Annotated in this window: 15 protein-coding genes and 1 tRNA gene; 13 read left to right on the plus strand and 3 right to left on the minus strand. The window is 37.2% G+C overall.

Annotated features, from left to right (window positions below; all coding sequences use genetic code 11):
• The first annotated feature begins 2 nt into the window (after positions 1-2).
• The 4 genes from CVS93_RS01940 to CVS93_RS10045 all read left to right on the plus strand — a co-directional run bounded on the left by CVS93_RS01940 (position 3) and on the right by CVS93_RS10045 (position 4773).
• Entirely contained in the window at positions 3-1754 is a 1752-nt protein-coding gene (locus CVS93_RS01940; protein ID WP_107686369.1) for a GspE/PulE family protein, read from the plus strand.
• On the plus strand, positions 1751-2989 hold the full coding sequence (locus tag CVS93_RS01945; protein ID WP_103648494.1) for a type II secretion system F family protein: 1239 nt from the start codon (positions 1751-1753) through the stop codon (positions 2987-2989). The genes CVS93_RS01940 and CVS93_RS01945 overlap by 4 nt, the downstream gene beginning before the upstream one ends.
• A 21-nt stretch (positions 2990-3010) precedes the next feature.
• Positions 3011-3511: a PAS domain-containing protein gene (locus CVS93_RS01950; RefSeq protein WP_084107953.1), complete on the plus strand. Its 501-nt coding sequence runs from the start codon at positions 3011-3013 to the stop codon at positions 3509-3511.
• 494 nt (positions 3512-4005) lie between these two features.
• On the plus strand, positions 4006-4773 hold the full coding sequence (locus CVS93_RS10045; protein ID WP_413784285.1) for a methyl-accepting chemotaxis protein: 768 nt from the start codon (positions 4006-4008) through the stop codon (positions 4771-4773).
• Between the two features lie 9 nt (positions 4774-4782).
• On the opposite strand, the gene CVS93_RS01960 is transcribed toward CVS93_RS10045, so the two are convergent.
• The 3 genes from CVS93_RS01960 to CVS93_RS01970 all read right to left on the minus strand — a co-directional run bounded on the left by CVS93_RS01960 (position 4783) and on the right by CVS93_RS01970 (position 6875).
• Positions 4783-5277 carry a SixA phosphatase family protein gene (locus CVS93_RS01960; protein ID WP_087577026.1) on the minus strand — a complete coding sequence of 165 codons (495 nt, stop codon included), beginning with the start codon at positions 5275-5277 and terminating at the stop codon, positions 4783-4785.
• A complete protein-coding gene (locus tag CVS93_RS01965) occupies positions 5277-6086 on the minus strand; it encodes a ferritin-like domain-containing protein (RefSeq protein WP_084107956.1) in 810 nt (269 codons plus the stop codon). The genes CVS93_RS01960 and CVS93_RS01965 overlap by 1 nt, the downstream gene beginning before the upstream one ends.
• Positions 6087-6194: 108 nt before the next feature.
• Entirely contained in the window at positions 6195-6875 is a 681-nt protein-coding gene (locus CVS93_RS01970; protein WP_072594208.1) for an NlpC/P60 family protein, read from the minus strand.
• Between the two features lie 139 nt (positions 6876-7014).
• Here CVS93_RS01970 and murA point away from each other — a divergent pair, with 139 nt between their 5' ends.
• The 9 genes from murA (at position 7015) to speA (ending at position 15136) form a co-directional block, all read left to right on the plus strand.
• Positions 7015-8283: a UDP-N-acetylglucosamine 1-carboxyvinyltransferase gene (gene murA, locus CVS93_RS01975; protein ID WP_084107958.1), complete on the plus strand. Its 1269-nt coding sequence runs from the start codon at positions 7015-7017 to the stop codon at positions 8281-8283.
• Between the two features lie 2 nt (positions 8284-8285).
• A complete protein-coding gene (locus CVS93_RS01980) occupies positions 8286-9446 on the plus strand; it encodes a molybdopterin molybdotransferase MoeA (RefSeq protein ID WP_107686371.1) in 1161 nt (386 codons plus the stop codon).
• Between the two features lie 51 nt (positions 9447-9497).
• Positions 9498-9572, plus strand: a tRNA-Gly gene (locus tag CVS93_RS01985).
• Between the two features lie 65 nt (positions 9573-9637).
• Positions 9638-10444 carry a flagellar basal body P-ring formation chaperone FlgA gene (gene flgA / locus CVS93_RS01990; RefSeq protein WP_107686372.1) on the plus strand — a complete coding sequence of 269 codons (807 nt, stop codon included), beginning with the start codon at positions 9638-9640 and terminating at the stop codon, positions 10442-10444.
• Complete coding sequence (locus CVS93_RS01995; RefSeq protein ID WP_107686373.1) at positions 10441-10992, plus strand: UbiX family flavin prenyltransferase; 552 nt, start codon at positions 10441-10443, stop codon at positions 10990-10992. Before flgA ends, CVS93_RS01995 begins: the two co-directional genes overlap by 4 nt.
• Positions 10989-11459: a pantetheine-phosphate adenylyltransferase gene (gene coaD, locus CVS93_RS02000; protein WP_087577020.1), complete on the plus strand. Its 471-nt coding sequence runs from the start codon at positions 10989-10991 to the stop codon at positions 11457-11459. The genes CVS93_RS01995 and coaD overlap by 4 nt, the downstream gene beginning before the upstream one ends.
• Position 11460: 1 nt before the next feature.
• Positions 11461-12048: a dTMP kinase gene (gene tmk / locus CVS93_RS02005; protein ID WP_107686374.1), complete on the plus strand. Its 588-nt coding sequence runs from the start codon at positions 11461-11463 to the stop codon at positions 12046-12048.
• A 29-nt stretch (positions 12049-12077) separates the two neighbouring features.
• Positions 12078-13304: a histidine--tRNA ligase gene (hisS, locus tag CVS93_RS02010; RefSeq protein WP_107686375.1), complete on the plus strand. Its 1227-nt coding sequence runs from the start codon at positions 12078-12080 to the stop codon at positions 13302-13304.
• Positions 13301-15136, plus strand: a complete 1836-nt coding sequence (speA, locus tag CVS93_RS02015) for a biosynthetic arginine decarboxylase (RefSeq protein WP_107686376.1) — start codon at positions 13301-13303, stop codon at positions 15134-15136. The genes hisS and speA overlap by 4 nt, the downstream gene beginning before the upstream one ends.
• Positions 15137-15147: the final 11 nt, after the last annotated feature.

Here is a 15147-nt window from a genome sequence, read left to right on the forward strand (position 1 = left end):
AGATGAATAATTTAGAAAATTTAACGCTAAAAACATTAGAGCAACTTAATAAACTAAATGATGAGCAAATTTTAAAGATTATAGAGATAAAAAAGATAAACGAAAAAAGTCTTTTAGCTATTTTGCTTGAAGAAAATATGCTAGAAGAAGAGATTTTTTTTGAAATTCTATCTGATATTTATAGAAGAGGACACACTGACATTGATGAAATTTCAACTAGTCTTCAGATAGATCAAAAGCGCTTTATTCAATATGTATGTGATAAATTTAAAATCACATTTTTTGATCTTGATGATATAGATATCGACTACCGTATCAGTGAAAAACTAAGCACCTCGCAGCTAAAATCATATAACGCCATACCCGTAAAAGAAGACGAGATAAGCGTTTATGTTGCTTTTAAAAATCCTTTTGACGTGATCATTCAAGATAAAGTTCAAAATTTATTCAACAGAAAGCTATTAAAAGTAGCTTGCGCAGATCCAGCCCAGATAGAAAAATATATAAACAAAATAGCTCTTAATGAAAGCATAAAGGACGTTATTACAGAGATCAGAAAAGAGCTTTCAAGCTCCAGTAGCCAAGGGCAAAGCACAGAAAGTTCTGGAATTTTAAAGCTAATTGAGATAATTTTAAAAACATCTATTCAAAGCAGAGCGAGCGATATTCACATCGAGCCAACCGAGACAAACTGTATCGTAAGAAGCAGGATAGATGGTATGCTAAGTGAGACATTTATATTTGATAAAGATATTTATCCTCCGATGGTAAGCCGAATGAAGCTACTTTCAAATATGGATATCGCGGAGCGTCGCCGCCCACAAGATGGTAGATTTTCAGCTCAAATTTTAGATAAAGAGTACGATTTCCGTATCTCTACACTACCTATTTTAAACGGCGAAAGCATAGTTTTAAGAATTTTGGACAAATCAAAAGTTATCATAAACATTGAAGACCTTGGTATGCATCCAGATAACTTTGCCAAATTTAAAAAGAGCATGAAAGCGCCTTATGGCATTATCCTAGTTACTGGTCCGACAGGATCAGGAAAAACGACTACACTTTATGGTGCATTAAATGATATAAAAAGTGTAAAAACTAAGATTATTACCGTTGAAGATCCGGTTGAGTATCAGCTAAATATGATCCAACAAGTACATGTCAATGAGAAGGCTGGGCTTACTTTTATCTCGGCTCTTCGCTCTATCCTAAGGCAAGATCCAGACATTATTATGATAGGTGAGATCAGAGATCAAGAGACGCTTAGAATCGCAATTCAAGCGGCACTAACTGGTCACTTGGTTTTTTCTACACTTCATACAAACGACGCTATTAGCGCTTTACCTCGTATGGTTGATATGGGTATTGAGCCATATCTAGTAAGTGGTGCACTAGTTTGCATCGAGGCTCAAAGGCTTGTAAGAAAGCTTTGCCCGTATTGCAAACAAAAAGTCACGCTATCTCAAAAAGCTCTTGATGAGATTAAGAGATTTCTTCCTGAAGATTATCAATTTTATAAAAGCGTAGGTTGCCAACATTGCTCACAGACTGGATATCTAGGGCGTGAAATGATAAGCGAAATATTATCTATCAGCGATCATATAGCAAGTATCGTAGCAAATAACGCTTCGAAAGAAGAGCTTAAAAAGGCCGCCTATGACGAAGGCTTTATAGATATGTTCCACGATGGCGTTATACGCGCAGCAAATGGTGTAACAACCATCGAAGAAGTATATAGAGTTGCCAAGATATGAAATTTTACGAAATAGAATATATAAAAGATGGCAAACGCCAAAAGATGAGCCTAAAGGCCAATAGCAAAAATGATGTAAAAAATCGTGCAAATATTCAAGGCATGATAGTAAAGATCAAAGAAACTCAGGTCTCAAGTATTAACAATGATTTTTTGGACTTGCAAGAAAAATTTAACAAAATATTCTCTTCTTCAAAAGTAAAAATTCCAGCTCTAGTTGCTACCATAAGGCAACTTAGCGTTATGACTAATGCTGGTATATCAATACATGATGGCATAAAAGAGACAGCAAATGCTACTGAGGATAAAAGGCTAAAAACAATATTTCAAACGCTAGATGAAGACCTAAATCAAGGTGCAAGTTTAACTCAAAGTATAGAAAATTTTCAAGAAGAGCTAGGCGATGTCACTGTCGCTATGGTAAGGCTTGGAGAGAGCACTGGTAATATGGCTGATGCATTATCAAAGCTAGCTTCTATCTTGCAAGAAGTCTGGGATAACCAACAAAAATTTAAAAAAGCTATAAGGTATCCAATAACCGTAATATGCTCTATAATTTTGGCTTTTATTGTGCTCATGACATCAGTTGTTCCACAATTTCGAGAAATTTTTAGCCAGCTTAATGCCGACCTCCCTCTTCCTACTAAAATTTTACTAAACATTGAATACATAATGAGCAATTACGGCATATATATAATAGTTGTTCTTATTGCATTTGCTTTTTTGCTAAAAAAGCAATATTCAAATGATGAAAATTTTAGGGATAAGGTCGATAAATACCTACTAAAAGTCTATCTTGTGGGCAAGATAATATTTTTTGCAAATATGAGTAGATTTAATCTAATCTTTACAGAGCTTGTTCGCGCGGGACTTCCTATCGCTGATGCGCTAGATACTGCCGTTGTAACTGTTTCAAATCAAGACATAAGAAATAAGCTAACTGCTGTAAAAGTACTGGTTGGTCGTGGCATAAGCTTAACCGAGGCCTTTAGGCAAACTGGACTTTATGAGGGTATGCTTATACAGATGATAGGTGCTGGCGAACAAAGTGGTAGCTTAGATGACATGACACAAAAAGTTACTGATTATTATAGAGTGAAATTTAATGATATTATTGATAATATTTCAAACTATATTGAGCCGATACTACTAATATTTATCGCAGCTATGGTGCTTTTGCTCGCCCTTGGTATATTTATGCCAATGTGGGATATGGCAAAAGCTGTTAAAAATTAAATCAACATTTAAAGGAGTAAAATGCCTATAGAAAGAGAATATGGCGTTGATGAGAACGCATTTTTAGTTTCAAAAACGGATACAAAAGGAAGGATTACTTATTGCAACGAGCCTTTTTTAAATATCGTAGGAGTAAAACAAGGTGATCTCTTGGGAAAACCGCACAATATAATAAGGCACACTGATATGCCAAGAGTTATTTTCAAGCTACTTTGGGAACGCATACAAAATAAAGAGGAAATTTTTGCCTTTATTAAAAATAAAACTCTCAATGGTGGATTTTACTGGGTATTTGGCAATATCACAGCCTCGCTTGATCAGCAAGATAATATCGTTGGCTACTATTCTGTTAGACGTAAGCCAAACGCAAAAGCGATAGAGACCATAAAACCACTTTATGCAAAATTACTTGAGCTAGAACGAGATGGCGGTATTGAAGCGTCTAAAAAATATTTATTAAAATTCTTAGAAGAAAAATCAACAAGCTATGATGAATTTATAAACAACTTACAAAGGTTCTAGATATGTTTAAGAAAAAATCAAATGCAATAAATGAGATTTTAAGTGTTGTCAAATCGGCAAGCAATGGCATACTAGAGCCTCGTATTGTAAATATTGGAGAAAAGGACGAGATGTATGAAGTCGCCCTTGGCATAAATGATCTATTAGATCAGGTTGAGGCGCTTCAACGTGAAATTTCAACCTCAGTCCAAGCTGCACAAAACTCAAAAACATATAGAAATATATTTGTAGAAGGGTTTAGGGGTTTATTTAAACGAAATGCCATATCTATGAGCAAGGGTGTCACAGGTATAAAAGACGGCCAAAAAAGCAAGGTTAGAGGTCTTCTATCAAGCGAGCTTGACAAACTTGGAAACGGTATAAATGGTATAAATTATGTAAGAGATGATCTAAATGAAAGTATCAAAAATTTAAGCCAAACAGCAACAGATGCTAAACAAACTGCACAAACAGCAAAAGAAAATATGTCTAATATCGCCGAGCTTAGTCAAAATATGGGAGAGCTTGATGGTCTAGTACAAAGCTGCTCGAATGCTACTGGCATGCTAAGCACTAGGGCTTCTGAAATAAGCTCTGTTTTAAATTTAATAAAAGATATTGCCGATCAGACAAATCTACTTGCTCTTAACGCCGCCATTGAAGCTGCTCGTGCAGGAGAGCACGGACGTGGTTTTGCGGTAGTCGCTGATGAGGTAAGAAAGCTAGCCGAAAACACACAAAAAGCCGCAAGCGACATAGAAGTCAATATAAAAACACTCCAGCAAGAGGTAAATGATATCGATGAAAATTCTAAAAAAATCGATGAAATTTCTAAGCTAACGACACAAAATGTAGAAAATTTCAAAAAGGTATTGAGCGAGTTTAATGCAAACGCACAAAATACTGCTCAAACATCAAAATATGTCGAAAATAAAACCTTTGCTATAATCGCAAAAATTTCGCAAATCGCTTACAAAACTAAAGTGTACTCTGACCTTATAAACGAGCAAGGATATAGTGAGGAAATACGTGATTTAGCGCAAAGTCTGCTAGATTGGTATGAGAACGAGAGTATAAGCGAACACAAGCAAAATAAAAATTTTGATAAGTCAAAAGAGCTTGCAACGTCGCTAAATAATGAAATCAAACTCTTGCTCGAGAAGTCAGCCTCTGGTTACAACGAACAAAATTTAAATTATTTTGTTGATAAGTCTAAAAAAATAGAAGATCTAAGCGAGCAAATTTTTACTTCGTATAACGAAATTTTTAAAGATAAAAACTAAAGTGTTAAATTATCTTTGATGTTTTTTTGGGTGGTCAAAAAATAACGCTTTTGCACCACCCTCTTTTAACTCACTAAATTTACATCCAAACTCAACGCAAAATATTCCAGAAGTTGGGATATTGTCTATTGATGAATCGCTTAAATACTCGCAAATTTCGGTAATGCTCGGGTTATGTGTGATGATAAAAATTTCATCCAAACTCTCATCTATATTTTTGACAAATTTTAAAAGATCTTCAAAGCTTATATCATAAAGCTCATCTATAAGACTGGTCTCTTCTTTAAATTTTAAAGTTTTAGCGATAATCTTTGCTGTTTGCTCGCACCTTTTGGCACTACTAGAAAAGATAGCCCCTGGCATCACATCATACATTTTTAGTCTATTTGCCATAAATTTAGCGTCCTCTTTGCCTTTTTGACTAAGCTCCCTTAAAGCATCTTTAGCTCCGTCCTTATTCTCATCAACCGCTTTTGAATGTCTTATGAAATAAATTTTACTCACTATCTCTCCTTTGAGAAATTCTTTATCAAGCAAAGCTCTTCTTTGCTAAATCCAGCTTTTAAGCGATCTTGCTCATTGATCTCTCTAACATTTTTAAATGAATTTGGATATAAACTTAAGATAATGTCAAAGTAGCTATTTTCGTCAATGTCCTCTTTTTTGCAAGCAAATTTAAACCACTTATCGCCTTTATAAACATGAGAGACTTCCTCCTTTAAGATGACTTTCAGGCACTCAATGAGCTCTTCATTTCCACCCTCGCCTTCAAGCCTTTTTATAATATGAGCGTTTGCATCAAGCCCATTTGCCTCCATATATCTTGGCAGTAGCGCCATACGGCTAGTTAGACTACTTGAAGTCTTTTGAAGTGCGATAAAAAGTCCATCATGTACACTTAGCTCGCCGTATCTACCGCCTTGTTTTAAGAGCAAATTTTCTATCATACAAAAGTGTCTGATCTCATCTTCAGCCACTTCTAGCCAGTCTTCATAAAATTCTCTTGGCAAATTTCTAAATCTATAACAAGCATCAAGCGCGATGTCAATAGCACTAAATTCAATATGAGCTACCGAATGGATAAAATTTAAATTTTTATCCTTTGGCTTTACTTTTTTGTTTAGCTCTTTCATGCTAACTACTTCACAAAATTTTGCATAGCTAGGTGTTATTAACTCATTTGGTTTAGAGCTTTCACAAAAATTTATATTAAAATCTCGTTTAAATTTCTCATAAAATAGCTCAAATTTTAAAAATTTAAGCCCAATCTCGCCTTCATTTAAAATTTCCCAAATTTCATCATAAAAATTCATATTTTCTCTTTATTTAAATCTGTATTTACGAATGTAAATTTATATAAATAATGCTTAAAATTTGAGCCTAGTATTTGTTTTAAAAGGTTTTTAATAAAAATTTCTGATTTATTTTGCTTTGCCATATCCAGCAAATCTATTTGCTGCTAAGCAACTTGAGTTTGAACATCTTACAAGGTAGCTATTTATCTCTTGATTTCCTTTTAGATGCACGTTTTTTTGTTTTAGATTCATATAGCTATGAATTATCTTTCCGCCAGAATTATGTATAAATTTTACTGTCTCATCGCCAAGGACAGCCGTAACTATGCCAACATGAGTGATATTTTTCTTATCTTTATTTTTCTGAACACCCTTGCCAAGAGTATTTGAGAAAAATACAAGATCACCTATTTTTGGATTTTTATGAGTAATTAAATTTTTACTTTCATAAAAATTATAGATCGCTTTTGACTTTCTACCGCCATTATCGTAGTAGCGATTTATTGTCTTTTCATCAAAATACATATTTTGATACTTTGCATTTACGATAGAAACAAAGCCAGAGCAATCACCGCCCGCTCTTGTATTTAGGTATTTTTTAAAAAAAGAACCAAATTTTTTATCTTCTCTATCATTATCTTCATCTATGATTTCACCAATCATTTGCTCACTAAAATCAACACTTGAAGTTACGGTTTGATTTGTTTCATTTTGCGGAGTTGTCGGTTGATTAGAAGTAAAAGAACAACCTGTAAAAAATATAATGCTAAGAATAAAAAAGATTTTTTTATTTATTGAATTTGACATATTTATATCCAAAATTTTAGTGTTTGCAATTTTAACTTTTAAACGTAAATGAACCGGAAATAGTGCTTTGCTTTCTTTATTCTAAGTTAAAAAGCAATATAATATCGGCAAAAAATATATTTTCTTAAGGCAAAAAATAATGATGCACTATTTAAAGATAAAAGGAAATGCCAAATTAAGTGGCGAAGTAAAAATAAGCGGTGCCAAAAATGCTGCTCTACCGATCATCGCCCTAACCTTACTTGCAAAAAAAAGTGTAAATTTAACAAATATCCCAAATGTCGCTGATATAAAAACGCTTTGCCAACTGCTAACTAATCTAGGAGCAAAGTGTGAATTTAAAGATAAAAATTCACTAAGCATAGACACAAGTGGTGTAAGCTCAACTACTGCAAATTACGATATCGTTAGAAAGATGAGAGCATCGATCTTAACGCTTGGACCGCTTCTTGCACGCTTTGGTCACTGCGAAGTGAGCCTACCTGGAGGATGTGCGATCGGACAAAGACCTATCGATCTGCATCTAAATGCACTCGAAAAAATGGGCGCAAATATAGAAATAAAGCAAGGCTACGTCGTCGCAACAGCACCAAATGGCCTAAAAGGCGCAAAGATTGTTTTTGATAAGATCACCGTAACTGGCAGTGAAAATATCATCATGGCTGCAGCTCTAGCGCACGGTACGACAGAGCTTTTTAACGTAGCGCTTGAGCCTGAAGTGGTGCAAATTTGTGAAATTTTGGCTAAGAGTGGCGTTAAAATAGAAGGCATCGGCACAAGTGAACTAAAGATAACCGGGAGCGGCCAAAAATTACTTGAAATTTGCGATATCGAGGTCATCCCTGATAGGATCGAGGCTGGCACATACCTTTGTGCTGGAGCTATAACAAATAGCAAAATTTCGGTAACAAAGGCAAATGCAGCTCATATGACGGCTATTTTAAATAAATTTGAAGAGATGGGCTTTGGTATCGAAGTAGACGGCGATAAGATCACGATATTGCCAGCAAAAGAGATAAAACCAGTGGAGATAAGAACCACCGAGTATCCGGGCTTTCCAACAGATATGCAAGCTCAATTTATGGCGCTTTGCCTTGCAGCAAATGGCGTTAGCACGATAGATGAGAGGCTTTTTGAAAACCGCTTTATGCACGTTAGTGAGCTTGCTAGAATGGGAGCGGATATTAAATTAAATGGACATATTGCAAGTGTTTATGCACCAGCTAAGCTAAATGCAGCCGATGTGATGGCGACAGATCTTAGAGCTAGCTCAGCGCTGATACTAGCTGCTCTTATAGCAAATGGCGAAAGCTTGGTACATAGAATTTATCACCTTGATAGAGGATATGAAAATTTAGAAGAGAAATTTCAAGGCCTTGGTGCAAATATTACTAGGCTTGAGGAGTAAAAATGCTACTAAATGATGCATTAGATGCGCTTAAATCCAAATTTAAACTAAAAATAGATAGTGAAATTTTGCCTATCAGCATGGCTCTTGGTAGAACATTAGCAAATGATGTAGTGGCAGTAAAAAATCTGCCATGTTTTGATAACTCAGCGCTTGATGGCTTTGCGGTTAAATTTGACGAGAAAGATAAACCTTATAAGATCATCGCAAGTGCCTTTGCAGGCGATAAAGAGCAGCTAGCTATCGGCAAAAACGAGTGCGTGAAGATAATGACAGGTGCAAAGATGCCAAAGGGCGCTGACACGGTCATGAGGTTTGAAGATTGCGTAGTTGAGGGCGAGTTTGTAAAAGCGCCAGCTAAGCTTAAAAAAGGCGAAGCTTACCGCTTTAAAGGCGAAGAGACAAAAGTTGGTGAAATTTTACTAAAAAGTGGTGAAATTTTAAACACAAGAAGCGTGATGATGCTAGCAGCTCAGGGCATAAGCTTTATAGATGTGAAAAAGCAGTCTAGTGTTGGAATTTACTCAAGCGGAAACGAGATCATCGAGCCTTGGCAAAGAGCTAGCGAGGATGAAATTTACAATGCAAACGCACTTGGCATCACCGCACTTTTAAGCTCAATCGGTCAAAAAAGCTCATATCTTGGCATCATAAAAGATGAGCTAAGCGCTGTAAAACAAGCATTTTTAAATACTACAAACTATGACATCATTGTCTGCTCTGGCGGAGCAAGCGCTGGTGAGGCTGACTTTATGAAAATAGCTCTAAGTGAGCTTGGATACAACGAAATTTTCTCACACCTTGACATAAGACCTGGCAGACCTTGCAAGGCTTATGAAAAAGATGGCAAACTAGTCTTTGTGCTCCCTGGAAATCCAATGGCAGCTTATGTTTGCATGATGATGCTTGTTTTGCCTCTTTTAAGAGAGGATTGCTTTGTGATGCAAAATACTACAAATGCGCAAAATTTAAAGGTAAAATCAGGTAGGATCAATGCCATTTTTGGAAATATTGAAAATGATAAATTTATAGCAACAAATGGTGGAAAATACGGCTCTGGCATGATAGATCATATTTTAAAAAGCACTTTTATGTTTTTAACTAGCCCAGATCAAAGCGAAATTTTGCAAAATAGTGAAATTTCTCTTATAAAACTTCCATAAAATCTTGACAAATGAAAAACAATCTGATAGAATGCGGACTTCATTTTGACTGCGGGAATAGCTCAGGGGTAGAGCACAACCTTGCCAAGGTTGGGGTCGCGAGTTCGAATCTCGTTTCCCGCTCCATCTTTTTTATACTAATTTTTTTATTTTCCACAAAACTTTTTGCAAATGAAGTCAACATATATCCGATGTATTGCGTTCTAAATGATCAAATTTCACTTAGTACTTTTGGCTTTGAAGGCGAAGACAATGAAATTTTAAACCTAGAGGGCAAAAGAGCAGCCAAGATAGATAGCAAAAAACTCTATGAAATTCTAACAGCAAATTTTAAAACATATAATGACAAAAGTGGCGGAAGCGTTGCTTTTGTAAAGAACTGCTCTATTATGGATGAGATTCAAATGCAATTTTTAAGATCAATTAGCGATGAATATCCTGGTATCAGCATAAGCGATCTTAGCATCAGTCCACAAAATAAGCTTCCAGCAAATTTCAAAGAGCTCGTCCTAAAAAATATCTTTTTAGGTGATCAAAATAGTCAAAAAGGTACATTTAGAGCATCATTTGAGGATATTGATCTGAGTCTAAAAAGTATCTATTTTAAATTTAGCTTTAACGCTAAGATGCCAGCCTTCATAGCAATAAATTCAATGAATACAAACCATATTTTAAGCCTGCTTGACTATCAGCCAACGATGATTGAGTTTGGCAAATGGCCAAAAGATGCACTTTCTAACTCAAATAGCTTAGCTCTTATAACAAAAGTGCAGATAAAAAGCGGTGAAATTTTAACCAAGCGTCAGTTTAACGCCATAAGCTTAGTAAAAAAAGGTCAAATGCTAAATGCAGTTTTGAGCGAGGATGGCGTTAAGATAATAGCTGAAGTAAAGGCACTTGAGGATGGAAATTTAGGTGATATGATAAAGATAAGAACAAAAGATAATAAAATTTTAGAGGCCACAGTTTCAGGCAAAGATGAGGCAGTGATAAGATGAAAAAGATAGTATTTGCAGCCACTGGAGCAAGTGGGGCTGGACTTTTTCTAAAGCTAGTAAATGCCGCCAAAGATAGTTGCGAGGCACATATCATAGTTAGTAAAAATGCCATGAAGGTTTTGGAGGCTGAGGAAAATTTAAAGCTAAATTTAAATGATCTTGGCGTAAAAATTTATGACGACCAAGATCTTGGCGCGGGCCCGGCTTCTGGCTCGTTTGGCACAGAAGCGATGATAATAGCGCCCTGCTCTACCAACACACTAGCAAAAATCGCAAATGGCATAAGCGACACGCTCATCACAAGGGCTGCAAGTGTCGCGCTAAAGGAGAGGCAAACCCTAGTTTTGGGAGTTAGAGAGATGCCGTTATCCACGATCGTGCTTTCTCAAATGCAGCTTCTCTCATCTCTTGGAGCTATCATCGCTCCGCCAGTTTTGGGCTACTACGCAGATATAAAGAGCCTTGATGATATGGAAAATTTCATCATCGGCAAGTGGCTTGATGCTTTAAAAATCGAAAATAATCTTTACAAAAGGTGGCAAATTTGAAAAAATCTTGCATCTATCCAGGGACATTTGATCCCATTACAAACGGTCATTTAGACGTCATCATAAGGGCCACAAAAATTTTTGACAAGGTAATCGTCGCAGTCGCAAAAAGTGACAGCAAACAGCCGATGTTTGCACATGAAAAGCGCATAGAGATGGCAAAAAAGGCGGTTTGTGAGCTAAAAAACGTAAGCGTTCTTGGCTTTGATAACTTACTTGTTGATTTTGCTAAATCACACGGCATAAACACTGTGATCAGAGGCCTTCGCGCGGTTAGTGACTTTGAATACGAGCTACAAATCGGCTACGCAAACGCCGCACTTTGGGACGAATTTGAGACGGTTTATCTTATGCCAAGCTTAAATAACGCCTTCATCTCAAGCTCGATCGTCCGCTCAGTCTTACGCCACGATGGCGACGTGAGCAACCTAGTGCCAGCAAAAATTCTTAAAAATTTAAAGGCGTAAAATGTATGTTTTGTTTGAAGGCATTGACGGCGTTGGCAAGAGTACGCAGATAAAAATTTTAGCTTCTAAATTTAGCAATGCCATCGTCACAAAAGAGCCAGGCGGCACGCAGCTTGGTGAAAATTTACGTGAAATTTTACTAAGCTCAAACATAAAAATCGGCAAAAGGGCTGAAATTTTGCTCTTTTTAGCTGACAGGGCTGAGCATTTTGAAAAGCTAGTAAAGCCAAATTTAGGTAAGCTCATTTTAAGCGACAGAGGCTTTATCTCAGGCATCGCCTACGCTTTGGCAAATGATGAAAGCTTAGATGAAAACGTACTTTTAGAGCTTAATAAATTTGCGCTAAATGATAAATTTGCAGACAAAATAGTCTTTTTTGAAGCAAGTCATGAGCTAATAAGCTCGCGCCTAAAAAATAGAGGCACAAGCGATAAGATCGAAGCTCGCGGGCTAGAGTATCTTTTAAAAGTGCAAAGCCTGATGAAGCAAATTCTCATCAAAAATGGCTTTGAAACGCTTTTTATAGACGCATCTAAAAGCATAGAGCTAATTTCAAAAGAGATAGAAAATTTTATAAATTTTAAGTAAAATCACAAAAAAATAAAAAGGATAATGCGATGATAACGGCACTTCGTGGCATGAAAGATATGCTTCCAGCTCGCGCTAAACTTTACGCGCGGATAATCAAAACCTGCGAGGAAGTCGCAAAAAACTACGGATATGAGCAAATTTTGACCCCACACCTAGAGGAGACAGCACTTTTTAAAAGAAGTGTCGGCGAGAGTAGCGACATCGTGGGCAAAGAGATGTATCAGTTTGAAGACAAAGGCGGCAACGACGTTTGCTTGCGTCCTGAGGGCACAGCTGGCGTGGTTAGAGCGTTTATCGAGGCAAAACTTGACAGAGCAAATGTAACGAAACGCTGCTTTTATCACGGCTCGATGTTTCGCTACGAGCGCCCACAAAAAGGTCGTTTAAGAGAGTTTCACCAGTTTGGCTGTGAGTGCTTTGGCGAAGGCAGCGTCTATGAGGACGCGAGCATTATCTTGATGGTGAGTGAAATTTTTAATAGGCTAAATATAAAAACAACCCTAAAAATAAACTCGCTTGGCGACGAGAGCTCGATGAAGTCTTACAAAGAAAAGCTCGTTAAATTTTTAGATGAAAACGACGACAGAATTTGCGAGGACTGTAAAAGACGCAAGCTTTTAAATCCTATCCGCGTGCTTGACTGCAAGGTTGAGAGTTGCCAAGAAATTTATAAAAATGCCCCAGTTATCACTGATAGCCTAAGCGATGAGGCACAGGCTGACTTTGAAAAACTGCAAGAAATTTTAACGGCAAATGGCGTTAAATTTGAGATAGACACTAAGCTTGTTCGTGGGCTAGACTACTACTGCAAGACGGCGTTTGAGTTTATTAGCAATGAGATCGGCTCACAAAGTGCAGTAGCAGGTGGTGGCAGATACGACAGGCTCGTAGAGTACCTTGGCGGTAGAGCAAGTTATGGCGTTGGCTTTGCGATGGGTGTTGAGAGGATAATGGAAATTTTAGGTGAAGCTGAGGATGAGCGAGACGGAGTTTATCTTTGCGCGCTTGATGCGGCGAATGTTGATTTTATCTATAATCTTGGCTCAAAACTTCGCAAAAAATATCCGGTTGAAATTTCTTATGAAGCTAAAAAGCTTCAAAAACATCTGCAAAATGCCGACAATAAAAATGCAAAAATTTTCCTTTGCGTGGGCGAAAACGAGATGAAAGAGAATAAAATTTGGTATAAAAATTTAGAAACCAAAGATGAAAAAACGATACATTTAGATGATCTTGAAAAGGAGCTGGGATGAATGATTTTGGACTTAGCATTTGGGGTAATTCAAATTTTGTTATAGAAGATGGCAAAGTCTGTATAAATGCAGCCAGCAAACCAGCGATTATCGACATCGTAAAAGAGATAAGAGACGACGGATATAGAGGGCCACTACTGCTTCGCTTTCCGCACCTTATCCAAAAGCAGATCGAGCAGATCCACGCAAGCTTTGCAAAGGCAAAGAAAGAATTTGCCTACAAAGGCAGCTTTAATGCCGTATTTCCACTTAAAGTCAATCAATATCCTGGCTTTGTAAAAAATTTAGTTCGCCTTGGCAAACCTTATAACTACGGTCTTGAAGCTGGTAGTAAGGCTGAGCTACTTTTAACTATGGCTTACAATAACGAAAAAGCTCCAATAACCGTAAATGGCTTTAAAGATAAAGAGATGATAAATATCGGCTTTATCGCCGCTGAGATGGGACACAACATCACGCTAACGATCGAGGGTCTAAACGAGCTTGAAGCGATAATTGCCATTGCAAAAGAGCGCTTTAAACCAAAACCAAAGATCGGACTTAGGGTAAGACTGCACTCGACAGGATCGGGGCTCTGGGCAAAAAGTGGTGGTATACACTCTAAATTTGGCCTAACATCAACCGAGCTGATAGAAGCTGTAAAGATGCTAAAAAAGGCAAATTTACTTGAAAACTTCACAATGATACACTTTCACATCGGCTCTCAAATAAGCGAGATCCATCCGCTCAAAAAGGCACTCATTGAAGCTGGCAACATCTACGCTGAGCTTAGAAAAATGGGTGCCTCAAATTTAAAAGCTATAAATTTAGGTGGTGGTCTTGCGATAGAATACTCGCAGTTTAAAGAAGAAAGCAGCAGAAACTACACACTAAACGAATATGCAAACGACGTTGTTTATATGCTTAAAACTATAAGCGAGCAAAAAAAGGAGATCGAGCCAGATATTTTCATAGAGTCAGGTCGCTACATCGCCGCTTCTCACGCACTTTTGGTCGCTCCTGTACTTGAGCTATTTTCTCAAGAATACACCGAAGAGAAGCTAAATTTAAAGAAAAATAATCCAAATTTGATAACCGAGCTAGTCGATCTTTATAAATCAATCAAACCTTCAAACGCCCTAGAGTACCTACACGACGCCATCCATCACACAGAGAGTGTTTTAACGCTTTTTGATCTAGGCTATGTTGATCTTCAAGATAGATCAAACGCAGAGGTACTTTTAAGGCTCATCAGCAAAAAAGCTGTCGTGATGCTTGGCAACAAGAGCAACTCAAGCGATCTAACTAAAATTCAAAAAGAGGTTCAAGAGAGATACCTGTTAAATTTCTCGATCTTTCAAAGCCTGCCAGACTTTTGGGGACTAAAGCAAAATTTCCCTATCATGCCGCTTGACAGGCTAGATGAGCGCCCTACTTTGCCAGCTTCGATCTGGGATATCACTTGCGATAGCGACGGCGAGATCAGCTATGACGACGAGAAAAACCCACTGCTTTTACACGACGTGGATGTGGAGAAGGAGGACTATTTCTTGGGATTTTTCCTAGTTGGCGCATACCAAGAGGTGATCGGCATGAAGCACAATCTCTTTACTCACCCGACAGAAGCTACGATAGAACTTACAAGTGATGGCTACAAGGTCACAAATTTACTAGAGAGCCAGTCGATCCTTGATATCATGGAGGATATGGACTACGATATCTACGAGATCCAAGACACTCTAAATGAGCGCTTAGAGAAATCAACTCTGATAAACGAAACGCAAAAGAAGCAAATTTTGGGCGAACTTTATCTATTTTTAAATGATAATAGCTACTTAAAGACAATCAACTAAAAAGGACAAAA

Source organism: Campylobacter concisus, from assembly GCF_003048535.1.
GTDB lineage: Bacteria > Campylobacterota > Campylobacteria > Campylobacterales > Campylobacteraceae > Campylobacter_A > Campylobacter_A concisus_S.